We start from the raw sequence: 23,997 nt of genomic DNA on the forward strand, positions 1-23,997 counted from the left end.
GAACGGAGACGGCGAGTTGTCGAACTCGATCGAGATCGCGGGTGCCGAGGTCGGGCACCTGGACGAGGTGTACGTCGGCGGCGAATGGCTGCCCGCGAGCGGCGGCCGGTACGAGATCGTGTCGCCCGCCGATGAAAAGGTCGTCGCCGAAGTCGGGCTGCCGGGAACGGATCAGGCCGAGGCGGCGGTGACCGCGGCGCACGAGCAGGGATTGACCTCGTGGGCCCGCTTGCCCGTCGCGGAACGAGTCGAGGCCGTCCGGCGTTTCTGTGCGGCCATGGAAGAACGGCTCCCGGAGATGGGCGCGGTGTGGGCGGTCGAAGCCGGGATGCCGGTGCGCTACAGCGCGACCCTGCACCGCTTCGGCGCCGTCGGGGCGTGGACCGCGGCACTCGACCAGGCCGAGGACGCGCTGCGGCCGGAACGGCGCAGCACCCCGCTCGGCGACGTGCTCGTGACGCACGAACCGGCCGGAGTGGTCGCGGGGATCATGGCCTACAACGGCCCATTGGTCACGATGGCCACCAAGATCATTCCCGCGCTGCTCGCCGGGTGCCCGGTGATCGTGAAAGCGGCGGTGGAGTCGCAGCTGATCATGCGCCTGGTCGCCGAGTGCGCCGAAGCAGCAGGCTTCCCGTCCGGGACACTGTCCATTCTGGCCGGGAACACTGACGTCGCTCGTGCGCTGTCGGCCGACCCGCGCGTCGACCTGGTCTCCCTGACCGGCGGACGTGTGGCCGCGCAGGACATCATCGAATCGACCCGCGGCCGGTTCGCCCGCACGCATCTGGAGCTCGGCGGGAAATCGCCCGCGCTCATCCTGCCGGACGCCCCGCTGGAGAAGGTGCTGCGCAGCCTCGTCCCCGGCGCGACCGGCGGGACCGGTCAAGTCTGCGCCCTGCTCACCCGCGTGCTCGTCCCCGAATCGAGGCACGACGAAGTCGTCGACGCGATGACCGCCGCGTGGTCGCGGCTGAAGATCGGCGATCCGCTCGACTGCGGCACCGACATCGGCCCGCTCGCCAACGCGGCTGCCCTCGCGCGCACCGAACGGGCCGTCGAGCGCGCCGTCGCGGAAGGCGGCCGCGTCGTGGCCGGGGGAGAGCGCCCGCCTGGCCCCGGGTGGTGGTTCGAGCCCGCCATCGTGACCGACGTCCAGCGGGGGTCGGACCTCGCCCGGAACGAGGTTTTCGGCCCGGTCACGGCGGTGCTGACCTACACGGATCTGGACGACGGCATCGCGCTCGCCAACGACACCTCCTACGGCCTCGCCGCGACGGTCTACACGACCGACCTCGAACGCGGCCAGTACTGCGCGGACCGCATCACCGCGGGCTCGGTCGCGTTGAATTCGTTCGGCCCGAGCGTCGCCGCGCCGTGGGGAGGACGGAAGGGGTCCGGCTGGGGACGGGAAGGCGGGCCTGAGGGAATCCGGGAATTCGCCGAGACCAAGCAGATCCTCCTCGGACCTGGCCTCTCCTGACCGCGGCCGTCCGCCGCCGCTGCCGCGCTTGACGTACCTCTACTCGAAGCTTAATATAAAATATTATTTCGACGGCGAGGAGGTGCGCGATGGCGCCTCGGACAGATCCGGACCTGAGCCGCCGGGCATTGGCCCTCCTCCGCGTTGTGGCCGCCGGGCGGGCCGAGATCACGTGCAGCCGCGAGCCAGACATGTTCGTCGACGGCGTGGCGTGCTGCGACCAGTACGCCGCGCACGCGCTCGCCCATCGGGGGCTGATCGTCCAAACCGGACCTGCGGCGCTCGGGAAGCGGGTCCGCGCCCGCCTCACACCGGCCGGTGCGGCGGCGCTGGGGGCGGCTCAGGCGGCCTGAAAAAGCAACGGGCAGTACCGCGGTTGAACGGGCCGCGGTACTGCCCGTCTCCATGTCCGCCCCCGTAATCGCCATCGCCTCGCGGAAAAGGGATGAATATATTCTCAACAGTTCCGCAGCCAGTACGCCACCGCCTCCGCGCGGTTCGCCGCGTCGAGCTTGCGCAGGATGTGCGTGATGTGCGTCTTCACGGTCCCCTCCGAGATCGAGAGCTTCCGCGCGATCGCCCGGTTCGCGTCGCCGCGGGCCATCAGGTCGATCACTTCCGCCTCCCGTGCCGACAGCAGCGGGTGCGGCGCCGGTCCGGGAGGCGGGGGGCCGATGCGCACGTCGGCGGCCAGCCGGGACATTCCTTGCTGCAGCGACGCCAGTCCTTCGAGGACGGACACCCGGGCCAGCGTCTCGCTCACGCCTTCCGCGTACAGGTTCAACACGGCACGGTCGGTGGCATCGACCTCGCGGCGAGGAGAGTAGTAGCTGTCCGCGTGCAGCAGTCCGACGACCTTCCCGTACGCCTGCAGCGGCGCGACGGCATACGAGGTGCAGCCGGACATCGAGACCAGCTGCCGGTTCACGCGCGGGTTCTCCTGCACGTCGTAGACGAGGCCGGCGCGGGCCTGGTGCACGACGTCGGATTCGACCAGCGAGCCGTCGAGCCGCGGCGGGGCCTCGCGGCCGGCGGCGAGCATTTCCGCCGCCAGTCGGGGATCCTGCTCGATCACCATGCGCCGCAGCATCCAGGTCGCGTCGTCCACTGTGGACACGAGAACCCGGTCGAACCCGATCGTGCAAGCTTCCTCGGCGGCGCGCGAGAGCACCTCGTCGGCGGTCGGGCAGGCGTGCAGGCGGGTCAGGGCGCGGCGGACCCGGCGCATCGTCGCGACCCCGTCGGCGACGCGGGCATCGTCCACCCGGGACTCCAGGTCTCGGACCCGGGCCAGCAGTGCGGTCAGCCCGGGCAGCCGCTCGGGGGCGGGAGCCGAGCCGAGTTCGGCCATCGTCGCGTCCCACACCTGGCCCAGCAGCCGTTTGGCGGGCAGCACCTCCGCGCAGCGGCCGACCGGCAGCATCCGGTCGAGCGCGGCACCCGCGTCCCGTCCCAGTGCGCGCACCTCCTCGGCGAGTCCGGCGTCGAGACGGACGCTGTCGAGCCGCGGAAAGCCGGTCGCGTTCATGGGCAGCTCCCTTGCCGAAAGTGCGCATATTATATATCGGAGGCTTCGAGCGGGCCAGCCGAGCGATCGGCCGTACGGGGTAGCGGAATACGACCGGCGGCAGATGCGGCGGCCCGGTGACCGCGGACACACTGGCCGCGCTGTCCACCCATCGAACCGGGAATCCCATGACTACCGCATCAGTGGCAACGAAGCCACGCGTGTCCCTGCGGGCACGCCTCGGCGGCTTCGACCAGACCTATCTGGTACTCGTCATCACCGTGCTGCTCGCGCTCGCCGCGGGAGCCACGACGACGAATTTCCTCACCGCAGGCAATTTCGGCAGCATTCTCAACCTGTCCGCCGCGTTCGGCATCCTCGCGATCGGCGAGGCGATCGTCATCCTCGGCAAGGGGCTGGACCTTTCGGTGGCGGGGATTGGGCTCGGCTGTGCGCAGGCGACGCTCGCGTTCGTCAGCGAGGGCATGCCGGAATGGCAGGCGATCGCGCTGATGACCGCGCTCGCGCTGGCGATCGGGCTCGTCAACGGCGTGCTCGTCGCCGTGTTCGAGGTGCCCGCGCTCTTCGTGACGCTCGCGACCGGGATGCTGGCGATCGGCGGGATCGACATCCTGTTCCTCACCCAGAACGTCTACGGCGTGCCGGCCGGGTCGTTCCTGGCGCAGCTCAGCGGCGGGTCCGTGCTCGGCGTGCCGCGTCCCGTGCTGATCGCGGCGGGTGCGTTCCTGCTCGCCTGGCTGTTCGTCGCCTTCACCTCGCCCGGGCGGCTGATCCGCGCGATGGGCGACAACTTCGAGACCGCCCGGTCGACCGGCGCTCCGGTGCGGCCGCTGCAGATCCTCACCTACGTGCTGTCCGCGCTGCTCGCCGCGCTGGCCGGGTTCGTGACGGTGTCGATCCAGGGCAGCGTGCAGACGACCGTGACGTCCTTCGACCCGATCCTTTTCACCGCGCTGACGGTGGTGGTGATCGGCGGAGTCTCGCTGTCCGGCGGGCGCGGCACGATCCTGGGCGTCCTCGCCGGGGCGCTGTTCGTGGGCGTGCTCAACAACCTGCTGGTACTGCACGGGCTGAGCACGGCCGTGCAGGACCTGATCCGCGGCGCGGTGCTGGCGGCCGCGATCGCGTTCGACGCGTGGCTGCGTCCGCGCAACGAGGAAACCGAGAAATCCGGGGAACTGTGACCGGCAATGCCGCCGGGGAACGGAAGAAGAAGCACATGAAGATCACCAGGAAACTGCTCGTGCTCGCCGCGTCGGCGGCGCTGGTCGCGGCGGGCCTGTCCGCCTGCTCGGTCGGCGGCGGGTCGTCGGATTCGGCGGCCGCCGCGACGAACGCGGTGTTCGGCGCGAACGAGCAGTTGATGCCGATGCGGCAGAAATCGCACGACGCGCTGAAGGGCAAGCGGATCGCCTTCGTCCCGATTCTCTACAAGGGCTACAAGCTCACCGAGAACTGGGGCACCACCATGCAGCGCACGTTCGACAACCTCGGGGCCGAGTTCAAGGTCTACGACTCGAACTTCAGCAGCGACCGGATGATCAGCACGATCAACGACCTCATCGCGCGCAAGGCCGCCGACGTGCTCGTGCTGCAGAACCAGGATCTCGGCCTGCTCGACAACGCGATCGACCGGGCGCAGAAGGCGGGCATCTACACCGTGGTGCTCAACATGCCGTCCACCCGGCTCGGCGACTCGTTCGTCGGCGTCGACGTCTACGGCGCGGCGCAGTCGATCGCCAAGCGCGCGATCTCCGATTGCGACGCCCGGCACGCGCCCAAGACGCTGTCGGTGATCGACGGCCCGGGCAACGACCCGGCGTCGATCCTGTGGGGCCAGGGCATCAAGGACGTCGCGCAGGCGCAGGGCTACCAGGTGCTCACCGCGCACTCGCAGTTCCAGAACGCACAGGCGCAGGCCGCGGCCGAATCGGTTCTGCAGCAGCACCAAGGGAAACTGTGCGGTTTCCTGGTGACGTTCGACCTGAACTCGATCACCGTCGGGCAGACAGTGAAGGCGGCGGAAGGCCGGGGCCAGGTGGCTCCGGGCGCGGTCGGCGTGTACACGCTCGACGCGGACGCGGACTGGTGCAATGCGCTCAAGCAAGGCCTGGTGACCGCCTCGGCTGCCTACGACGTCCAGGGCATCGGCGCGGCCGGCGCGGTCGCGGTGCAGAACCTGCTCACCAACGGCGCGAAGCCGGGCAGCGCGCATTCGGTCGGGTACGTGTCGAGCACGGTGGTCGACAAGGCGAACATCGACCAGACCACCATCGCGTGCTACCAGAGCAAGTGAGCGGGGACCGATGACTACGTCTCCGTTCCGGCGCGGGCTGGACGCCTTCGGCATGACCGGCGGCCGGCCGACGGAAAGAATCGCCCGCTACCGCACCGTCTCGGATCTGTTCGAGAAGCGGTGGATGGAAGGCGCGGTGCCGCTGGTGCTGGCGCTCGCGCTGTGTTTTTACGTGCTCGCCACGACCAATGTCGGGGCGGCCAACGCGCCGCTCGTGCTGGACGAGGTGTCCGAGTACGGGCTGCTCGCGATCGGCCTGACCGTGGTGCTGGTCGGCGGCGGCATCGACCTCTCGGTCGGCTCGGTGGTCGGGTTCTGCGGGCTGGGCGCGATGGTCGCGGACCGGGTGTGGCTGTGGCCGACCGCCCTGGTCGTGCCCGCGGCGATCGTCGCGGGTGCGGTGCTCGGGGCGGTGAACGGGTTCCTCATCGCGATCCTGCGGATGCGCCCGTTCATCACCACCCTGGTCACGCTGATCGCCTTCGGCGGCGCGGCCTCGGTGCTGCAGAACGCGAACAGCACGCAGATCGGCGTCACGAAACCGTCGCTCGTGTGGGACTTCCTCAGCGAGGGCCGGGTGCTGGGCGTCCCGACCGCGTGGTTCCTCTTCGCGGTGGTGCTGATCGTGGTCCACCTGGCGCTGACGCGGTCGCGCTGGGGCTGGTGGGTCACCGCGACCGGCTCGGACCGCCGGTCCGCGCGGCGCAACGGGATCCCGGTCACCGCCGTGACGTTCTGGACCTACGTGCTGTCTGGCGCGCTCGCTGGGACGGCGGCGATCCTCACCTCGGCGCGGCTGGCCCGGACCGACCCGAACGTCGGCAACAGCTGGGAGATCATCGCGCTGACCGCGGTGGTGCTCGGCGGCGTCAGCATCAAGGGCGGACGCGGTTCGGTGCTCCGCGCGGCGGTCGGTGTCGCGGTGGTGACGATCATCGAGCAGGCGACTGTCTCGGACGGTGCGCAGGGCTCGTACTACACCGTCATCCTCGCCGCGGTGCTGCTCGTGTTCACCGTGCTGGACCTCAAATGGGGCAAGTACCGGCAGCGTGCGGTGGAGAAGCTGAAGATCGACCCGGCACGGCTGCGGCTCGGCCCGCTGGTCGATGTCACGAAGCCGGGCACGGTCTGGTCGCTCAACCGCAGGCTGACCGACGCGCCACCGGTCGGGCTCGGCAAGATCCGCGGCGCGGAGGACTGCGCGGTGGACTCAGCGGGCAACGTCTACTGCGGCGACCAGCGCGGCTGGGTGTGGCGGTTCCGCGGCCTGGACGACACCGAAGGCGAGATCTTCTCGCGCACCGGCGGCTTCCCGTGCGGACACGCGTGGGACGCCGAAGGGCGGCTGGTCGTCGCGGTCGGCGGCATGGGCATCTACCGCATCGGCGCCGACGGCGAGCCCGAGCTGGTGGCGAACAAGGTCAAGCGCAGCCCGCTGTCGCTGATCGACGATTCGGGGCTGCGGGCGATCGACGACCTGGACATCGCGCCGGACGGCTCGATCTACGCCTCGGACTTCTCCACCCGCACGAACACCGCCGACTTCCTGCTGGAACTGGTGGAATTCCGGCCGAACGGCCGGGTGATCCGGGTGACGCCGGACGGCAAAACCGAGGTCGTGGTGTCGAACTACGTGTTCCCCAACGGCATCTGCACCGCGCACGACGGAGAATCGATCCTGATCGCCAGCACCGGGCTGTGCCGGGTCGACCGGCTGTGGATCGCTGGGCCCAAGAAGGGACAGCTGGAACCGGTGCTGGAGAACCTGCCCGGCTACCCGGACAACATCAACCGGTCCTCCGACGGCAATTACTGGATGCCGTTGTGCGCCATGCGCACGCAGATGTCCGACCTGCTGGGCCGCTATCCGGCGGTGCGGCGGCGGATGACCCGCGAGGCGGCGGTCGACAACTGGGTGGTGCCGCAGCTCAACACCTCCTGCGCGATCAAGTTCAGCGACCGCGGCGAGATCCTCGCCGTGCTGTGGGACGAGACGATGGAGAACTACCCGATGGTGACCGCGGTCAAGGAACGCGACGGCCACCTGTACCTGTGCGGCGTCAGCAACAACCGGATCGGCCGGCTCGAGCTGGACCCGAGCGAGATCGGCGACATCGATCCCGCCGCGGTCCCCGGGACAGCCGTGCGCGCGGCGGCGGAGGCAGTGCGATGAGCCCGGTACTGGACACCGTGAAGGAATGGCTCAACCCGAACTGGGGGCGTGCCCGCACGGTGCCCCCGATGGACACCGGGCTGCGGCCGAACCTCCGCCTCGACGCAGCGGCTGAGCTGTTGCCCGCGGGCGAGTACGAGCCGGACGACGTCGTCGCAACGGCCGCAGGTCTGGCTTTCAGCAGCGGCAACGACGTCTTCGCCGTGCGCGCGGACGAAGTGACGCGGCTGGTCTCGTTCGGCGGACCGGTGACGGCGCTGACCGTGCGAGACGATCAGATCGTCGCTGCGGTCGAAGGGCGCGGCCTGGTTTCGGTGGCGCAGTCCGGCGAAACCGAGGATCTCTGCACGGACGCGCCGGTCACCGGCTGCGTTACCGCGCTCGCGACCGACGGGGCCGCGCTGCTGGCGACTGTCGGCTCGACGAAGGTTTCGGAATGGTCCCGGGCGCTGGTCTCCGGAGACCGGTCCGGGCTGCTGGTGCGGGTCGACGGTGCGCGGGCGGAGGTGGTCGCGGAGCGTCTCGCCTGGCCGTCGGGCGTTGGCGTGGCGGCGGGTGAAGTGCTGCTGTCGCTGAGCCTGGACCACCGCATCGAAGCGCGCTCCGCGCCGGGCGGACGTGGCCGGGTGCTGAGCGCGAATCTGCCGGTCTATCCGGGACGGGTGCACGTCGCCGGGGACGACTGGTGGTTCGCCGCGCCCTACATCCGCAACCGCGTCACCGAACTGCTCCTGGACGAACCCGGGCTGCTGGCGGAGATGACGGAGAAGATCAGCCCGGAGGAATGGTTCGTGCCCAGGCTGCGCGCGGGCGACCCGTTCACCGACACGATGCAAATGGGGCAGCTGCGTGTGCTCGGCGTCGTCAAGAGCTGGGCCCCGGCGCGCTCGTGCGGTCTGGTGTTCCGGACGGACTCGACTGGCCGGGTCGCCGACAGCGCGCACGCCCGGGTCGACAGCCCGCGGCACGGCGTGACCGGCCTGACCGTCCACAACGGACACGTGATCGCCGCCGCCCGCGGTGGCCGGAACCTGCTGCGGCTGGAGGACGCATGAGCACGGTGTTGCGGCTGAAGAACATCAGCAAGCGCTACAGCGGAACGTATGCGCTCGACGGCGTCGACTTCGACGTGCGGCCGGGCGAAATCCACGCGCTGCTCGGCGAAAACGGCGCGGGGAAGTCCACGATGGTAAAGATCGTCTCCGGGGCGGTCGCGCACGATTCGGGCACGCTGGAGGTCGACGGCGTGCCGCGGGCTTTCACCACCCCGCGCGAATCGGTCGAGGCCGGCGTGGCGATGGTCTACCAGGAAGGCTCGCTCGTCGAGTCGATGACCGTCGCGCAGAACCTGTTCATGGGTGACGAGAAGGTGTTCAACAACCTCGGCCATCTGAACGTGGTCGCACGGGAGCTGCTGGAATCGCACAACTTCCACATCCGCCCGGACGTCCCGGCCGGCGCGCTCGGCGTTGGCCAGAAGCAGATGGTGGAGATCGCCCGCGCGGTGCACCGCAACGCGAAGCTGGTGATCCTGGACGAGCCGACCTCCTCGGTGACACCGGAGGAACGGCTTCAGCTGTTCCTGTCGATGCAGCAACTCAAGAAACGCGGCATCGGCGTCATCTTCATTACGCACATGCTCGACGAGGCGTTCGAACAGGCGGACCGGATCACCGTGCTGCGCGACGGCGTGGTCCAGGGAACGCTGGAGAGGCCGGAGTTCAGCCGCGATCGCGTGGTGAAGATGATGGTCGGCCGCACCGTCGAGATGGGGCGGGTGGAACCGAATCGCACGCCCGAGCCGGTGCCGACACTGCAGGTCGAGGACGTGACTCTGCTGCCAGTGGTGCGCAACATGGCGTTTTCCGCCTACGCCGGGGAAATCGTCGGCATCTACGGCCTGGTCGGCGCGGGACGCAGCGAGACCGCGATGATCGTCAGCGGGATCCTGAAACGGCGGCGGCTGCGCGGCGGCCGGGTGCGGCTGAACGGCGAGCAGGTGCGGTTTCGCACGCCGCGGCAGGCACGCAAAGCCGGGATCGTGTACATCACCGAGGACCGGAAAGCGTCCGGTTTCTTCAGCCATCTCACCATCGCCGACAACATCTACCTCGGGCACCTCTGCGGTGCGCGGCGCCTGCCGTTCCTCTTCCGGCCCGGCTCGCGCAAATCGGTCGCGAAGCGGTTTGTCGAACAGTTCCAGGTCCGCACGCTGCAGCCGACGAAGGCGACCGTCGAGGAGCTGAGCGGCGGGAACCAGCAGAAGATCGTGCTGGCCAAGGGACTGACCCGGAAACCACTGGTCGCGATCATCGACGAGCCGACCCGCGGCGTGGACCTCGGCACGATCCCCGAGATCCACGCGATGATCCGGGCGCTGGCCGACGACGGGGTCGCGGTCGTGGTCATCTCCTCGTACCTGCCGGAAATCCAGGCGCTGTCCGACCGCGTGCTCGTGGCGCGTGCGGGCAGCATCGCCGCGGAGTTCTCGCCGGAGGAAGCCGACGAGGAAAGCCTCATGTTCGCCGCAGTGCACTGACCAGAACGGAAATCTGATGCGCGGAGCAATTTTCCAGGGCGACCGGGTCGTCGAGATCCAGGAGTTCGCCGATCCCGAACCAGGCCCGGACGACGTGGTGCTGGAGATGAAGGCGTCCGGCATGTGCGGCAGCGACCTGCACTTCTACCGGGCTCCCGCCGGACAGGCGCTGGCCGCGTTCGGCATGGCCGGCGACGGCGCCGGGTTCATCGGCGGACACGAGCCCTGCGGCGTCGTCGCGGCGATCGGCTCGGCGGTCGACCCGCGCGCGGTGCGGGTGGGGGACCGGATGATGGTCCACCACTACGACGGCTGCGGGTTCTGCGACCTGTGCCGCACCGGCTGGCCGCAGATGTGCGAACGCGGCAACGTCATCTACGGCGCCACCGCACACGGCGGGCACGCGGACTACCTGAAGGTGCCCGCGCGAACGCTCGTGCCGCTGCCCGACGAGCTCAGTTTCGCCGCCGGGGCCGCGATCTCGTGCGGCACCGGCACCGCGTACGGCGCACTGACCCGGCTCGAAGTGAACGCGCGCGACACGCTGGCTGTCTTCGGCCAAGGCCCGGTCGGTCAGGCCGCCGTGCAGCTCGCCGCGGCGATGGGCGCGGAGGTCATCGCCGTCGACATCGCCGCGGAACGGGTGGCGCGGGCGAAGGAGTTCGGTGCGGCGCACGCGATCGACTCCACCGCCGCCGATCCGCTCGAAGCGATCCGGGAGCTGACCGGAGGCAAGGGCGTGACCAAGGCGCTCGACTGCTCCGGCGCGCCGCCCGCGCGGGCCGCGGCGGTGAAGTCGGCGGCGAAGTGGGGCGCGGTGGCGTTTGTCGGCGAAGGTTCGACGGTGACGCTCGACGTCAGCCCGGACCTGATCCGCAAGCAGCTCACGGTCATGGGCTCGTACACGTTCTCGCCGGTCGGCCAGGCGGACTGCGCCCGGTTCATCGCCCGGCACGGCGTCGAGGCGGACCGGGTCTTCACCGATCGCTGGCGGCTCGACGACGTGGTCGAGGCTTACACCGCGTTCGACAAGCAGACCGGCGGCAAGGCGGTCATCGAGTTCTGAAACCACGAAAGCGCCGACGGGTTCTTGAAGACCCGTCGGCGCTTTCGTGTCGCTTCAGACCCGCAGCAGCTTGGCGAATTCGGCGGCCGGCTGGTCGAGGTCGCCGTCCTTGATCGCGTGCAGCAGTTCGGCTCGCCGGTCCGCGGGCAGCGCCGAGGAGAGCACGTCGTGGAACTTCGCGTCCAGGTCTTCCTGGGACATCGGGTTTTCCGCGGTGCCGACGGGATTGTCCACGAACACGTGCTCGGTCGTGCCGTCCCGATAGGACACGGTCAGGTCCGCGACCCAGCGTCCGGCGTACTGCTCGTCCAGGTCCGGTCGCACCTCGATCTTCACCTTGCGGGCCAGCGCGGCGACGTCGCTGTTCTCGCCGAGGTCCAGCTGACCGGCCAGGTAGGCCTGATGCGTGGAGAAGCCGTTGCCGCGGCCGAGCATCGAGAGCGCGAACTGGAACGGCAGGCTGTACTGCAGGTGCTCGATGATCGTCGGGGCGTAGGCGTGCCGGTTCTGGTTGCCGATGATGACGTCGCCGCCGGTCTGGATGCCCAGCAGCACAGACTCGACCTGGTCCGGATTCCCGGTCAGCTGCCGCGCGCCATCGACGTACGCGTGGTTGATGCCGCAGCAGCAGTAGGGCTTGAGCCAGATCCGGGACACCTCGAAGGTCCGGTCGAGTCCGAAGTGGACAGCCGCCTCGTCGCCGACGTCCAGCCCGGCGAAGGCGCGGAAGAATCCTTTGCCTCCGGTGAGGAAGGTCGTCGGACCGGTGATCCCGGCGGCCGCCAGTTCTGCCGCGCGGATGCCGTTCCGGGTGCCGATGCCGGAGTGCACGCGCTTGATGGATCCGCCGCCGGAGGTGTACTCGGTGGTGCCGGAGGCGTGGCTGAGCGCGATCGACAGCGCGTGCCCGGTGGTCTCCCCGTCGAAGCCGCGCAGCTTGGCGACCACCGCGGCGGCCCCGAAGGCGGACAGGAGCCCGTGCGGGTGGAACCCGCGGATCAGGAGGTCCGGGTTGGCGAGCGTGCCGATCCGCGTGTAGACCTCGTAGCCCGCGACGACGGCGGTGAGCACGTCGCGCAGGTCCGCGCCGAGCTCTTCGCCGACGGCCAGCGCCGCCGAGACCACGCAGCTGCCCGGATGCGCGGAGCTGGCGCGATGCGCGTCGTCGTACTCGAAGCCGTGCCCGAACGTCGCGTTGACGAACGCCGCGTCGGCCGCGCTCATCGCGTCGCCGCTCGCGACGACGTGCGCGGTCCCCGGCGCGTGGGACGCCCGGGTCACGTCGAGCACGGCCTGGCTCCACGGCAGAGCTGCGCTGCCGACCTGCAGGGCGAGCTGGTCCTGCAGCAGCCTGCGGGCCCCGGCGAGTGCTTCGGCCGGGATCGCCTCGAAGGTCAGGTCGGTCACGAGCCGGGCGGCGGCTTCTTCGACCGGGGAGAAGGTGCTCACTGTGGGTGCCTTTCAGGAGAGGGGCAGGCCGTAGGATTTGAGTTCGACGTAGGCGTCGAAGCCCTCCGGACCCGCCTCGCGGCCGATGCCGCTGTTTTTGAATCCGCCGATCGGCGCGGTGAAGCCGACCGGGTTGCCGTTGACCTCGACGGTGCCGGTGCGGATCCGCCGGGCGACGGCCAGCGCGTGCTCCGGATCGGCGGAGAACACCGACCCGTTGAGTCCGTAGTCGGAGTTGTTGGCGATGGCGACCGCTTCATCCTCGGTGTCGAAGGTGTGGACGGTGAGGACGGGGCCGAAGATCTCCTCCTGGGCGATCTTCGCGTCCGGGTCGACGTCGGCGAAGACCGCGGGGGAGACGTACCAGCCGCGCTCGAGCCCTTCCGGCCGTCCGCCGCCGGTCAGCAGCGAGGCTCCGGACGCCTTGCCGTCGGCCAGATAGCCCTCGACGCGGGTGCGCTGGGCCGCGCTGGCGAGCGGACCGATCTCGGTCGCCGGGTCGAACGGGTCGCCGACCGGCATCGACGCGACGAGGTCCACCAGCCGGTCGTGGAGTTCGTCCCGGCGCGAGCGGGCGACGACGATGCGGGTCTTGTTGCTGCAGACCTGGCCGGCGTTGCGCAGCGACACGGCGCGGACGGCGGCGATCGCGGCGTCGAGGTCGGCGTCGCCGAGCAGCACCGCCGCGGACTTCCCGCCGAGTTCGAGGGTGCACCGGCGCAGGTCCTGCCCGCACAGCGCGCCGATCCGGCGGCCGGCCGCGGTGGAGCCGGTGAACGACACCTTGTCCACGCCGCGGTGCCGGACCAGGTATTCGCTGACCTCCCGCCCCGCCGGAACGATGTTGACCACCCCGTCGGGCAGCCCGACCCGTTCCAGCAGGTGGCCGAGGAGGTACGCGTCCAGCGGCGTCTCCGGGGACGGTTTGAGCACCACGGTGCATCCGGCCAGCAACGCGGGGGCCAGCTTGATCATCGTGATCAGCAGCGGCGCGTTCCACGGCACGATCGCGGCGACCACGCCGACCGGCTCCCGCGTGACGAGCGCGTGCCCGGTCGCCGAGCGGCGGGTGTCCTGCCACGGGTAGTCCGGCGCGAGGTCGAGGAACGCGTCGAGGAGAAGCCGCGGGCCGATCGCCTGCATCTTCGTCGACAGCGTGATCGGGCAGCCCATCTCGGCGCTGACCAGATGCGCGATGTCGGTTTCGTGCTCGGCGAGTGCGGCGCTGAGCTTGCGCAGCACGGCGATGCGCTCGCCGAGCGCCATCCGCGGCCACGGACCGTGGTCGAACGCCTGCCGCGCGGCGGAGACGGCGGTGTCGATGTCCGCTTCGGTGCCCTCGGCGACCTGGGCGAGAACCTCCTCGGTCGAGGGGGAGACCACGTCGAAAACCCGGCCGGACGCGGGTGCCGCCCATTTGCCGTCGAGGAAGAGCTTGTCGTAGTGGCCTTGCCACAGCGGGGGTTGCGCGGGCATCAGGGCACGCTCCTTGCCGGTCCGGGGAAGTCTTCCGGAAGCATACGTAATATAAAATATCTAGACCAGGTTTTCGGGCGACCGGTCCCGCAGGTTGACGCGCGTACCGCTAGATAATATAAAATATTATCTAGACCCACCCCTGAGCGAAGGCGGGCGACATGCAGCACAAGCCACTCGACGGCATCCGGATCCTGGAGATCGGGGGCTACATCTCGCTCCCGTTCGGCACCTCGATGCTGTGCGGCCTCGGCGCGGAGGTCGTCAAGGTGGAGAAGCCGGTCCACGGCGAGGACTTCCGGCGGCGGATGAACGACGGCAGCCCGTACTTCCGGCAGTACAACGCGGGCAAGCGCAGCCTGTCGGTCGACCTCAAGACCGCCGAGGGGGTCGAACTGGTCAAGGCGCTGGTGCCGCGTTTCGACGTCGTCCTGGAGAACCTCCGCCCCGGCAAACTGGCCGCGATGGGCCTCGGCCCGGAGGACTGCCGGGCGCTGCGCCCGGACCTCGTCTACGGCTCGGTGACCGGGTTCGGCACCACCGGGCCGCTGGCCGACCGGCCCGCCTACGACACGATCGGGCACGCGTTCGGCGGCCTCTACTCGCTGTTCAGCGACGACGGGCAGCCGCAGCTGGCGGGCGGGCTGAGCGCGGACCTGGTCACCGGGCTGACCACCGCGGCCGGCGTGCTCGCCGCGCTCGTCGGCCGCCTGAAGACCGGACAGCCGCAGCGGATGGAAACCTCGATCATGGAAGCGGTCAGCACCCTGACCGCCGACGGCATCACCCAGGCCTTCGAACTCGGCCGCGACCCCAGCCGCACGAGCAGGCATCCGCAGGCGCAGAACTTCTGCGTGCCCACGTCGACGGGGGAGTACCTCGCGGTGCACCTGTCGTCGTCGCAGAAGTTCTGGCAGTCGCTGTGCCGCGCGCTGGAGCGCACCGACCTGCTGGAGGACCCGCGGTTCGCCGAATACCGGCCGCGCGAGGCGAACTACTTCGAGCTGGTCCCGATCGTCGAGGCGGAGTTCGCGCGCAAGCCCAAGGAGCACTGGGAGCGCGTGCTGACCGAGCACGACGTGCCGTTCGCGCCGGTGCTGTCCATGACCGGCTACCTCGACCACCCGCAGGTGCGGCACCTGGACATCGCCGACCGCCAGCCGGACGGCCTCGCGCTGCTCCGCCCGCCGTGGACGTTCGACGGCGCGCGTCCGGACCGCTCTTCCGCCGCGCCGAAGGTGGGCGCCGATTCCCGTGCGGTCGCCAGCGAGGTGCTGGCGGCAGAGGACGTCGAAAAGCTGTTCGCGACCGGCGTCCTGTACGAATCCTGACCGACAACTGGAGAACACTGATGAAGCCGTATCGTTCCATGCTTTTCGTGCCCGGCCACAAGGCTTCGTGGGCCGACAAGGGTCTCGCGTCCGGCGCCGACGCGCTGATCCTCGACCTCGAGGACTCCGTGCCCGTCGCGAGCAAGGACGACGCGCGCCTGGTCGTCGCGGAGACGATCGACCGCCTGCACGCCCAGGGCGTCCGCGCGGACGTCTGGGTGCGGCCGAACGCGTCGGTCAGCGGCCTTCAGGGCGCGGACCTCGAAGCTGTCGTCCGGCCCGGACTGGCCGGGCTGTTCCTGCCGAAGGTGTTCGACGCCGAGGAACTGATCCGCATCGACGCGGTCGTGACGCATCTCGAAGCGCGCGAAGGGCTGCCTGCCGGGAGCGTCGGGCTGATCGTCAGCTACGAGACCGCGGCGTCGATGGCGCACTGCGAGGAGATCGCCGCCGCGTCGCCCCGGGTGTCCAGCCTGCTCGGCGCGACCGGACCGAGCGCCGACGTGGGCCGTGAACTGGGCTTCGAGTTCACCCCGGCCGGACTGGAGACGCTTTACCTGCGCAGCCGGATCGTGCTCGCCGCCCGGGCGGCCGGGCTGCACCATCCGGTCGCCGGGGTCTGGCAGGACATCCGCGATCTCGACGGCGCCCGCCAGTTCTGCCTGGACAACAAACAGCTCGGCTACCGCGGCATGGTCTGCATCCACCCGTCGCACGTGGCGATCGCCAACGAGGTGTTCACGCCGACGCCCGAGGCGGTCGACCACTCGCGCCGGTTGATCGACGCCTTCCGCGCGGCCGAGGCGACGGGCAGCGCGGCGGTGGACTTCGAAGGGCAGCACGTGGACATCGCGCACGTGAAGACGGCGGAGGGGATCGTCGCGCAGGCGGAGGCGATCGCGGCGAACGCTTGATCGGGCACGGTGCCGGTTTCCCGCGCGGGAAACCGGCACCGTCTTGTGCGGGCTATTCGGTCTCGTCGTCGGCCCAGAGGCCGCGTTCTTCGAGCATGCGCACGACGTTGTCCGCGCCGTCGAGGATGTGCCGTTCGGCGATCGTGCGCGCCTTGCGGACGTGCCTGCCGCGCAGCGCCTGCAGCAGTTCCGCGTGGTCGGCGAGCGTGTGCTCCACGTGGCCTTCGATGGAGGCGTAGAAGCGGTTCGGCAGGTGCTTGACCACCGAGCTGAGCAGCAGCGTGAGCCGGTGGGAGTCGGCGGCGAGGTTGAGCTGGCGGTGGAACTCGTGGCCGAGGCGGGTGATGGCGTCCTGGTCGCCGGCGTCGGCGGCCTTCGCGAAGTCCTCGTTGATCGCTTCGAGCCGGGAAAGCTGATCCGGCGTGATCTTCTTGGCGGCTCGCGCGGCCAGCTCCGCGGAGAACTGGGCCTGGGCCCAGAACAGGTCGCGCACGTCCTGGCGCGACACCGGCGCGACGACGAACCCGCGGCGCGGCACGAGTTCCACGAAGCCCTCGCTGCGCAAGGAAAGCAGGCCTTCGCGCACCGGCGTGTTGCTCACCCCGACCGCCTCGGCGATCGGTTCGGTGCGGAGGAATTCGCCTGGTTTGACGTCCCCGGACATGATCAGTTCCCGGACGTAGGTCGCGACTTCCTCCGGCAGCTGCTGGCGGCGGTCGCCGCCGCGCAGCCGGGTCAGTTCGTCGGCCACGGGCCACCTCCGTAGAAGAACCGTCCAGTAAAGAACATGATATATGGATTGCGGGCGATTATGGCACGGCGGGCAGGCTCGCGGGCGCACCGACCTGCCGGGGATCGACCGGCGCGGCGGCGAGCAGCGCGGTCCCGCAGACCGTGCCGAGCGGCCCTCGGCGGTCGAACACCGCGGCGGTCGTGACCGCCACGCCGTCGTGCTCGACGCGGTGGTCGGCGGTGAGGCCCAGCTCCAGGTCGTCCGCAGGAACGCGGCCGAGGGTGAGGGTCAGGTCGGCGTTGATGAATTCCAAGCCCGTGTCACCCCAGTTGGTCACGAGGTTCACCAGATCGGCCACGGTCGCCGCGTGCTGGAACGGGGTGGGCCGTTCGCCGCGCACGATCTCCTGCGGGAACACCCAGATTGTCTTGCGCGCGGAGTTCTGGTGCGGCTCGGGCGATCCGGTCCAGCCGACGCCTTCGCTGTGGAACACGCGCGGTTCTTCGGTCGCGGGACGCAGGTCCGGCGGAGGTGTCAACGGGCGTTCGCTCTGGGCCCATACAGTGCCGGTGGCGGGGGAGCCCGCGGCGAGGAACAGCCCGGACGCCTTGCCGACGAGAATGTCTCCCTGCCACAACGTCGCTTCGACAACGCAAAGCCGACGGCCGCGACGGACGATCTCCGCGCGCGCGACGGACGGGACGAAACCAGCCGGGCGCAACAGATCGACCGTCCATCGGGCAGGACGGAACACTCCTTGGCCGACCGCGCTCTCGGCGGCGCGGGCGAGCGCCCCGCTGGTCGCCATCCCGCGCAGCTGACTGCCGCCGCCCCAGCTGGCGCGTGCTTCGGGCAGGGGGTGCAGGAGTTCGCCGCCGGGGCCGGGCTCCGCGGTGAAGAAGGCCATGGTCACCTGGTAAATATAACATTTTATATGTGATGTTGTGAAGAGTGTTGGCGTGCCGCGGGCTCGACGACCCTTGCCGTGCCCGGTGAATAATACATAATATGCAATCATGCCGAGGTGGATCCCCGAGGAGTGCCGATGAAGACCGAGACCGCGCCGCCCGGACCGCTGGCCGGGGTGCGAGCCGTCGCGCTCGCCGGGATGGGCCCGACGCCGTTCGCGAGCATGCTGCTGGCCGATCTCGGCGCGGAGGTCGTGCGGGTGGCGCGTCCGGCCGGCCGGTCCGGCCGCGCGCTCGGCCAGACCGAGGGCATGGCCGCCGAGCACGATCTCGCCAACCGGGGCGTCGGCACCGTCCAGGCTGATCTCAAATCGGCCGACGGCGTGCGCGCGGTGCGGCGGCTGGCCGAAGCGGCCGACGTGTTCATCGAGGGGTACCGCCCCGGCGTCGCCGAGCGCCTCGGGCTGGGGCCGGAGGTCCTGCTGGCCGGGAACCCCGCGCTCGTGTACGCGCGCCTGACCGGGTATGGCCAGTCCGGGCCGCTCTCGCAGCAGGCAGGCCACGACATCAATTACGTCGCCCAGAGCGGCGCGCTGCACGCGATGGCCCGGGAAGGCGAGGCGCCGCGGCCGCCGGTCAACCTGCTCGGCGACTACGCGGGCGGGGCGCTCGTCGCCGCCTTCGGCATCGTGAGCGCACTGCTCGAAACGCGGTCGTCGGGCCGGGGCCAGGTGCTCGACGCGGCGATGCTGGACGGTGTCGCCTTGCTGACCGCCAAACTGCAGGGCCTGCGCGCGGCCGGCCGCTACTCCGACGAACCCGGTACGAACTACCTCGATTCCGGCGCGCCGTTCTACGACACCTACCGCTGCGCCGACGGCCGGTATGTCGCGGTCGGCGCGCTGGAGCCCGATTTCTACCGGGAGTTCGTCTCCCGCCTCGGCGTCGACACGACCGAGTGGCCCGACCAGGACGACCGCACGGCCTGGCCTCGGCTGCGCTCGCTCATCGCGTCCGCGTTCGCCGCGAAGGACCGGGACGAATGGGCTCGCATCTACGCGGGGACCGATGCGTGCGTCACGCCGGTGCTCACCTTCGACGAGGCGGCCCAGCATCCGCACAACGCCGAACGGGCAGTGTTCGACCGGGTCGGCGACGTCCTCCACCCGCGTCCGGCCCCGCGGTTCAGCCGGACTCCGGCGCGCGAGCCGTCCGCTCCCGAGGCCGCGGTACTGGACCTGGACCGGCTGCTGACGGCGTGGACGCGACCCCGGGCGCAGTCGGCCTGACCGCGGGAAACCGCCCGTCAGCCGCGCGGGCGGGCGGTTTCCGACGGCAGCATCCCGAACCGCTCGCGATACTGCTGAGCGAACCGGCCGGGGTGGTAGAAGCCCCAGCGCGCCGCGACGTCCGTGACCGAGTCCGCCGCGCCGGACAGCAGCTCCCGGTGCACCCGGTCCAGCCGGACCGCGCGGAGGTAGGCCATCGGGGATTTGCCTACCGCCTCCTGAAAACCCGCCTGCAGCGCCCGGGGGCTGATGGCGGCCATGGCGGCCAGGTCCGCGGTCGTGAGGGGCTTCTCGGGATTGCGGTCGAGATAGTCGACGATTTCCCGGATGCGCGACCCCCGGGTGTGCGCGGGGCGGCTGTGCAGCCTCGCGCTGAGGCTGCTGGGCACGGTCATGAGCAGCTGGGTCATCAGCGCCGATTCGAACTCGTGGCACGCGGCGGGAACGGTGGCGAGCCCGCCGTCGCGGCTCAGTTCGGCGTAGAGGAAGCCCACTGTCGCGAGGAACGCCTGTGCGGTGCTGGACCGCAGGGAGAACGTGAGGTCGAAGTCGATCTCCTCGCGGACCGGTTGCCCGGTCAGTTTCGCCGCGTGCGCCTCGAGCAGGTCTTTCGGCAGTTTGACGTGGTACTGCCACGAATCCGCGCTCCACCGCACCAGGACCGGGGACTGCGGCACGAAGGCCACTCCGGCCTCGCCCGCCGCGAACGTCCGGTGCGCGCCGTGCTGCTCCGCCGTGCTGGTGCCGGTGGCGGGCAGGTTGACGTGATAGCACAGCCGCATCGGCGGACCGACGATCGTGGTTTCCGCGCCGTAGGCCATCCGGCCGATCGTGAGGTGCGCCGACGGTGCGAGGTCGAGCCGGAATCGCATGCCCGCGCGGTCCGAGACGCGCACGTCGTGGCTCGCGAAGGCGCGCGTCACCTGCTCGCGCGCGGTTTCGAGGTCGGCGGTGCGGAAGCGGACCGGTCCGGGCGGCACGGCGGGCCGCGGGCGATCAGGCATCGGCGCCTCCTCGGGTCGTCCCAGACGAACGTCAAGAATATATGATATGCACAACGCGGCTAGACGGTGACCAGTCGAGAGTATATTTTATATTTGTTGCGAGACGATCGACCAGGAGCCGCGCCCCGCGCGCGGCGGGGAGAGGACACCGGATGGCAGGCCTGTATTTCGAGGAGTTCGAACCGGGGATGGTCATCGACCACCCGACCCGCCGCACTGTCACCGAGGCGGACAACACGCTGTTCAGCGTCATGACGCTGAATCTGGCTCCGCTGCATCTGGACGCGGAGTACAGCAAGGACAGCATTTACGGCCAGCGGCTGGTGAACTCGCTGTTCATTCTCGGCCTGGTGTCCGGGGTGACGGTGCCGGAGACGACCCAGGGGACGACTCTGGGCAACCTGGGTTTCGAGAAGATCACCTTCCCGAAGCCGGTGTTCCACGGGGACACGATCCACGTGCGGACCGAGATCGTCAGCAAGCGCGAGTCGAAGAGCCGCGGCGATTCCGGCATCGTGATGTTCCGCCACCTCGGCATCAACCAGCGCGACGAGATCGTGTGCGACGCCCTGCGCGCGGGCCTGATGCTGAAGCGGTCCGCCGCCGAGGCGTCCGCCGCGCAGAGCTGAGCGGGAAGGGACCGGACATGGCCGAGGACGAGACGGGCTTCGCCTGGGTGCCGCCGGAAGAGGTGCGGGACCGCAGCCGCTACCTCGCCGCGGTGCGGAAGTGGGGCCTGCCCGGAGACGCGGATGGCGTGTCCGAGGCGAACCGGCGGGCGATCGCCGACCCGGAGTGGTTCTGGCGCGCCGTCGTCGAGGACCTGGACGTCGCCTTCGCGGAGCCGTTCGAGCGGGTGCTCGACGAGTCCGAGGGGAAACCGTTCCCTCGCTGGTTCGCCGGGGGCCGGATCAACGTCGCCGAACTGTGCGCGCACCGGCATGCCCGCGGCGAACTCGCCGGCAAGACCGCCGTGGTCTACGAAGGCGATTCCGGGCAGCGGCGCACGCTGACCTTCGGCAAGTTGGACGAGCAGGTCCGCCGGTTCGCGGCGAACCTGGCCGCGCTCGGCGTCGCCCGGGGCGATCGCGTCGTGCTGTACATGCCTGTGGTGCCCGAAGCGGTCGTGGCGTTCCTGGCGATCGCCATGCTCGGCGCGATCGCGGTGCCGACGTTCAGCGGATACGCGGCAGACGCGCTCGCCACCCGGCTGCAGGATTCCGAGGCGGTCGCGCTGATCACCGCGGACGGGACGACCCGGCGCGGCAAGGAAGTCCCGCTGAAGGCGACCGCGGACGCGGCACTGGCGGACGCGCCGTCGGTGCGCACGGTCGTGGTGGTCCGCCACCTCGGCATCGACGTGCCGATGACGGCCGGGCGGGACACCTACCTCGATGAGCTGGCCGCTTCGCCCGCGCCGGTCGAGACCGCGGCGACGGAGGCGAACGATCCGCTCACCGTCGTCTACACGTCCGGCACGACCGGCAGGCCGAAGGGGATCGTGCACTCCCACGGCGGGTTCGCGGTGAAGACCGCGGTCGACTTCGCCTACGGCTTCGACGTGCACGCCGACGACGTGGTCTGCTGGATCACCGACCTCGGCTGGCTGGTCGGGCCGATGCTGATGACCGGCCCGCTGCAGCTCGGTGCGACCATCGTGATGATCGAGGGCCTCCCGACGCATCCCACGCCGGACCGGATGTGGGACGTGGTCGAGCGCAACGGCGTGACCGTGCAAGGCATCGCGCCCACCGCGGCGCGCGCGTTGCGTGCCGCGCACGAAAAGCCCCGGCACGAGCTGTCCACTCTGCGCTCGTTCGTCTCCACCGGCGAAGCCTGGGACGAGCCGACCTGGTGGTGGCTGTTCGACGAGGTCGGCAAGCGCCGGGTGCCGATCGTCAACTACAGCGGCGGCACCGAGGTCGGCGGCGGACTGCTGATCGGCTACCCGTTCCTGCCCGCCGAGGCGGCCGCGTTCACCGGACCGCTGCCCGGGGTGGACGCGACGGTGCTCGACGACGAAGGCCGGCCGGTGGCCGGCGCGATCGGCGAACTGGCCGTGCGCAACACTTTCCCCGGCATGACGCACGCGTTCTGGCACGACCGCGAGCGCTATCTCGAGACCTATTGGGCACGGTTCCCGGACGTGTGGGTGCACGGCGATCTGTCCAGTGTGGACGAACGCGGGCAGTGGCGGATCCACGGCCGGTCCGACGACACGCTCAAGCTGGCCGGCCGCCGCGTCGGACCCGCGGAGATCGAGGCAGCGCTGCTGCGGGACAAGCGGATCGCCGAGGTCGCCGTGATCGGCGCGCCGGACGAACTGCGCGGCCAGCGCGCGGTGGCGTTCGCGGTGCTGCGCACTGCCGGTCCGGAACCCGAAGATCTGCGCGAGGTCGCGCTGGAGAACGCGGGGAAGTCGTTCGCCCCGGAGGTCTACGTCGTGCCGACGCTGCCCAAGACCAAGAACGGCAAGATCATGCGGCGCGCCATCCGGGCGCGGTTCGTCGGGGCGCCGGTCGGCGACCTGTCGTCGCTGGACCCGGCCACGCCGCTGGAAGACATCCCGGTACTCGCGGAGGAGAACGCGCAATGACCGACCCGGAAAGCAACGTCGAGATCGTCCGGAAGGCGACGCGGGAGCTGGCCCGCAAGTTCGACCACGACTACTGGCTGGACAAGGACCGCAATCACGAATACCCGTGGGAGTTCGTGAAGGCGTTCGCGGCGGGCGGCTGGCTGGGCGCGATGATCCCGGAGGAGTACGGCGGCATCGGCCTCGGCCTGGAAGAAGCCGCCGTGATGATGGGCGAGATCTCCGCGTCCGGAGCCGGGATGGCCGGTGGTTCGGCCATCCACTTCTACGTGTTCCCGCCCGCTCCGATCGTCAAGTACGGCTCGGAGGAGATGAAGCGCGAGTACCTGCCGCAGCTGGCGGCGGGGGAGTTGCTGATGGCGTTCGGGGTGACCGAGCCGGACGCCGGGGTGGACACGTCGCGGATCAAGACCAAGGCGACGAAGGTCGACGGCGGGTGGAAGATCAACGGCAAGAAGGTCTTCATCACCAACGCGCAGAACGCCCAGAAGATCCTCCTGCTCGCGCGCACCTCGCCGCGGCGGGAGGACAAGCCGCTGTACGGGATGTCGCTGTTCTTCGCGGACATGGACCGGGATCGCATCACCGTCCGGGAGATCGAGAAGCTCGGCCGCGCCGCGATCGACACGAACGAGCTGTTCATCGACGACCTGTTCGTGTCCGAGGACCGGCTGGTCGGCGAGGTGGACAAGGGGTTCTACTACCTGCTGGACGGGCTGAACCCGGAGCGGATCGTGGTCGGCATGGAAGGCATCGGCCTCGGCCGGGCCGCACTGGACATCGCCACTGAGTACGCGAAGAACCGGGTGGTGTTCGACCGGCCGATCGGGCAGAACCAGGCCGTGGCGCACCCGCTGGCGGATTCGTGGATCCGGCTGGAAGCCGCCGAAGGCATGGTCATGCGGGCGGCGAAGCTGTTCGACGAAGGAAAGCCGTGCGGGCCGGAAGCGGCGGCGGCGAAATACCTGGGCGCTGAGGGCGGTTTCGAGGCCTGCGACCGAGCGTTCTCGACGCTTGGCGGCTACGCGTACGCGAAGGAGTACCACGTCGAGCGGTTGTGGCGAGAGGTTCGCTTGCTGCGCAACGCGCCGTTCTCGCAGGAGATGGTGCGCAACTACATCTCGCAGCAGGTTCTGGGGCTCCCGCGCTCGTACTGAGGTCGCAAATAGTGCGGGGCTCCCGGCAGATCTGCCGGGAGCCCCGCACTTCTCC

General features: G+C 70.0%; 20 protein-coding genes. 14 read left to right on the plus strand and 6 right to left on the minus strand.

Annotated features, from left to right (window positions below; all coding sequences use genetic code 11):
- The first annotated feature begins 16 nt into the window (after positions 1-16).
- The gene (locus WA670_RS23380; protein ID WP_238606551.1) at positions 17-1,483 is read left to right on the plus strand and encodes an aldehyde dehydrogenase family protein; all 1,467 of its coding nucleotides are present in this window, start codon (positions 17-19) and stop codon (positions 1,481-1,483) included.
- 89 nt (positions 1,484-1,572) lie between these two features.
- On the plus strand, positions 1,573-1,836 hold the full coding sequence (locus tag WA670_RS23385; RefSeq protein WP_238606550.1) for a hypothetical protein: 264 nt from the start codon (positions 1,573-1,575) through the stop codon (positions 1,834-1,836).
- A 104-nt stretch (positions 1,837-1,940) separates the two neighbouring features.
- On the opposite strand, the gene WA670_RS23390 is transcribed toward WA670_RS23385, so the two are convergent.
- Positions 1,941-3,011, minus strand: a complete 1,071-nt coding sequence (locus tag WA670_RS23390; RefSeq protein WP_238606549.1) for a LuxR C-terminal-related transcriptional regulator — start codon at positions 3,009-3,011, stop codon at positions 1,941-1,943.
- A 200-nt stretch (positions 3,012-3,211) separates the two neighbouring features.
- Between WA670_RS23390 and WA670_RS23395 the strand changes: the two genes are divergently transcribed.
- The 6 genes from WA670_RS23395 to WA670_RS23420 are packed head-to-tail and all read left to right on the plus strand — an operon-like array spanning position 3,212 to position 11,085.
- The gene (locus WA670_RS23395) at positions 3,212-4,195 is read left to right on the plus strand and encodes an ABC transporter permease (protein ID WP_167756454.1); all 984 of its coding nucleotides are present in this window, start codon (positions 3,212-3,214) and stop codon (positions 4,193-4,195) included.
- 35 nt (positions 4,196-4,230) lie between these two features.
- On the plus strand, positions 4,231-5,307 hold the full coding sequence (locus tag WA670_RS23400; RefSeq protein WP_238606548.1) for a sugar ABC transporter substrate-binding protein: 1,077 nt from the start codon (positions 4,231-4,233) through the stop codon (positions 5,305-5,307).
- A 10-nt stretch (positions 5,308-5,317) separates the two neighbouring features.
- A complete protein-coding gene (locus WA670_RS23405) occupies positions 5,318-7,480 on the plus strand; it encodes an ABC transporter permease (protein ID WP_336158831.1) in 2,163 nt (720 codons plus the stop codon).
- Entirely contained in the window at positions 7,477-8,535 is a 1,059-nt protein-coding gene (locus WA670_RS23410) for a hypothetical protein (protein ID WP_336158832.1), read from the plus strand. Before WA670_RS23405 ends, WA670_RS23410 begins: the two co-directional genes overlap by 4 nt.
- Complete coding sequence (locus tag WA670_RS23415) at positions 8,532-10,019, plus strand: sugar ABC transporter ATP-binding protein (protein WP_336158833.1); 1,488 nt, start codon at positions 8,532-8,534, stop codon at positions 10,017-10,019. The genes WA670_RS23410 and WA670_RS23415 overlap by 4 nt, the downstream gene beginning before the upstream one ends.
- Before the next feature lie 16 nt (positions 10,020-10,035).
- Positions 10,036-11,085 (plus strand): zinc-dependent alcohol dehydrogenase family protein, encoded by a 1,050-nt coding sequence (locus WA670_RS23420; protein WP_336158834.1) that lies wholly within the window; start codon positions 10,036-10,038, stop codon positions 11,083-11,085.
- A gap of 54 nt (positions 11,086-11,139) precedes the next feature.
- Here the strand turns inward: WA670_RS23420 and WA670_RS23425 are convergent, their stop codons facing one another.
- Both WA670_RS23425 and WA670_RS23430 read right to left on the minus strand, forming a co-directional pair.
- Positions 11,140-12,534, minus strand: coding sequence for an MmgE/PrpD family protein (locus WA670_RS23425; protein ID WP_336158835.1), 1,395 nt, complete (start codon positions 12,532-12,534; stop codon positions 11,140-11,142).
- A 12-nt stretch (positions 12,535-12,546) separates the two neighbouring features.
- On the minus strand, positions 12,547-14,010 hold the full coding sequence (locus WA670_RS23430; RefSeq protein WP_336158836.1) for an aldehyde dehydrogenase: 1,464 nt from the start codon (positions 14,008-14,010) through the stop codon (positions 12,547-12,549).
- A gap of 161 nt (positions 14,011-14,171) precedes the next feature.
- On the opposite strand from WA670_RS23430, the gene WA670_RS23435 reads away from it, so the two are divergent.
- Together WA670_RS23435 and WA670_RS23440 are read left to right on the plus strand one after the other, a co-directional pair.
- Positions 14,172-15,341, plus strand: a complete 1,170-nt coding sequence (locus tag WA670_RS23435) for a CaiB/BaiF CoA transferase family protein (protein WP_336158837.1) — start codon at positions 14,172-14,174, stop codon at positions 15,339-15,341.
- Positions 15,342-15,361: 20 nt separating this feature from the next.
- Positions 15,362-16,255 carry an HpcH/HpaI aldolase/citrate lyase family protein gene (locus WA670_RS23440; RefSeq protein ID WP_336158838.1) on the plus strand — a complete coding sequence of 298 codons (894 nt, stop codon included), beginning with the start codon at positions 15,362-15,364 and terminating at the stop codon, positions 16,253-16,255.
- A 52-nt stretch (positions 16,256-16,307) separates the two neighbouring features.
- Here the strand turns inward: WA670_RS23440 and WA670_RS23445 are convergent, their stop codons facing one another.
- Positions 16,308-17,006: a GntR family transcriptional regulator gene (locus tag WA670_RS23445; RefSeq protein ID WP_205669900.1), complete on the minus strand. Its 699-nt coding sequence runs from the start codon at positions 17,004-17,006 to the stop codon at positions 16,308-16,310.
- Between the two features lie 58 nt (positions 17,007-17,064).
- Positions 17,065-17,895, minus strand: coding sequence for a thioesterase family protein (locus tag WA670_RS23450; RefSeq protein WP_336158875.1), 831 nt, complete (start codon positions 17,893-17,895; stop codon positions 17,065-17,067).
- A gap of 138 nt (positions 17,896-18,033) precedes the next feature.
- On the opposite strand from WA670_RS23450, the gene WA670_RS23455 reads away from it, so the two are divergent.
- Positions 18,034-19,185 (plus strand): CaiB/BaiF CoA transferase family protein, encoded by a 1,152-nt coding sequence (locus WA670_RS23455; RefSeq protein ID WP_336158839.1) that lies wholly within the window; start codon positions 18,034-18,036, stop codon positions 19,183-19,185.
- A gap of 17 nt (positions 19,186-19,202) precedes the next feature.
- Here the strand turns inward: WA670_RS23455 and WA670_RS23460 are convergent, their stop codons facing one another.
- Entirely contained in the window at positions 19,203-20,189 is a 987-nt protein-coding gene (locus WA670_RS23460; RefSeq protein WP_336158840.1) for an AraC family transcriptional regulator, read from the minus strand.
- A gap of 152 nt (positions 20,190-20,341) precedes the next feature.
- Between WA670_RS23460 and WA670_RS23465 the strand changes: the two genes are divergently transcribed.
- The 3 genes from WA670_RS23465 to WA670_RS23475 are packed head-to-tail and all read left to right on the plus strand — an operon-like array spanning position 20,342 to position 23,942.
- The gene (locus WA670_RS23465; RefSeq protein WP_134662885.1) at positions 20,342-20,818 is read left to right on the plus strand and encodes a MaoC family dehydratase; all 477 of its coding nucleotides are present in this window, start codon (positions 20,342-20,344) and stop codon (positions 20,816-20,818) included.
- Positions 20,819-20,835: 17 nt separating this feature from the next.
- Complete coding sequence (locus WA670_RS23470; RefSeq protein ID WP_336158841.1) at positions 20,836-22,785, plus strand: AMP-binding protein; 1,950 nt, start codon at positions 20,836-20,838, stop codon at positions 22,783-22,785.
- On the plus strand, positions 22,782-23,942 hold the full coding sequence (locus WA670_RS23475; protein WP_336158842.1) for an acyl-CoA dehydrogenase family protein: 1,161 nt from the start codon (positions 22,782-22,784) through the stop codon (positions 23,940-23,942). The genes WA670_RS23470 and WA670_RS23475 overlap by 4 nt, the downstream gene beginning before the upstream one ends.
- Positions 23,943-23,997: the final 55 nt, after the last annotated feature.

The organism is Amycolatopsis sp. VC5-11 (genome assembly GCF_037034185.1).
GTDB classification, from domain to species: Bacteria; Actinomycetota; Actinomycetes; order Mycobacteriales; family Pseudonocardiaceae; genus Amycolatopsis; species Amycolatopsis nivea.

Bases quoted from the DNA above. Each gene is read 5' to 3' on its own strand.
- WA670_RS23435 (WP_336158837.1), top strand. From the start codon at position 14,172: ATGCAGCACAAGCCACTCGACGGCATCCGGATCCTGGAGATCGGGGGC.
- WA670_RS23390 (WP_238606549.1), bottom strand. From the start codon at position 3,011: ATGAACGCGACCGGCTTTCCGCGGCTCGACAGCGTCCGTCTCGACGCC.
- WA670_RS23470 (WP_336158841.1), top strand. From the start codon at position 20,836: ATGGCCGAGGACGAGACGGGCTTCGCCTGGGTGCCGCCGGAAGAGGTG.
- WA670_RS23405 (WP_336158831.1), top strand. From the start codon at position 5,318: ATGACTACGTCTCCGTTCCGGCGCGGGCTGGACGCCTTCGGCATGACC.
- WA670_RS23415 (WP_336158833.1), top strand. From the start codon at position 8,532: ATGAGCACGGTGTTGCGGCTGAAGAACATCAGCAAGCGCTACAGCGGA.
- WA670_RS23430 (WP_336158836.1), bottom strand. From the start codon at position 14,010: ATGCCCGCGCAACCCCCGCTGTGGCAAGGCCACTACGACAAGCTCTTC.
- WA670_RS23455 (WP_336158839.1), top strand. From the start codon at position 18,034: ATGAAGACCGAGACCGCGCCGCCCGGACCGCTGGCCGGGGTGCGAGCC.
- WA670_RS23385 (WP_238606550.1), top strand. From the start codon at position 1,573: ATGGCGCCTCGGACAGATCCGGACCTGAGCCGCCGGGCATTGGCCCTC.
- WA670_RS23465 (WP_134662885.1), top strand. From the start codon at position 20,342: ATGGCAGGCCTGTATTTCGAGGAGTTCGAACCGGGGATGGTCATCGAC.
- WA670_RS23450 (WP_336158875.1), bottom strand. From the start codon at position 17,895: ATGGCCTTCTTCACCGCGGAGCCCGGCCCCGGCGGCGAACTCCTGCAC.
- WA670_RS23475 (WP_336158842.1), top strand. From the start codon at position 22,782: ATGACCGACCCGGAAAGCAACGTCGAGATCGTCCGGAAGGCGACGCGG.
- WA670_RS23460 (WP_336158840.1), bottom strand. From the start codon at position 20,189: ATGCCTGATCGCCCGCGGCCCGCCGTGCCGCCCGGACCGGTCCGCTTC.
- WA670_RS23440 (WP_336158838.1), top strand. From the start codon at position 15,362: ATGAAGCCGTATCGTTCCATGCTTTTCGTGCCCGGCCACAAGGCTTCG.
- WA670_RS23420 (WP_336158834.1), top strand. From the start codon at position 10,036: ATGCGCGGAGCAATTTTCCAGGGCGACCGGGTCGTCGAGATCCAGGAG.
- WA670_RS23400 (WP_238606548.1), top strand. From the start codon at position 4,231: ATGAAGATCACCAGGAAACTGCTCGTGCTCGCCGCGTCGGCGGCGCTG.
- WA670_RS23410 (WP_336158832.1), top strand. From the start codon at position 7,477: ATGAGCCCGGTACTGGACACCGTGAAGGAATGGCTCAACCCGAACTGG.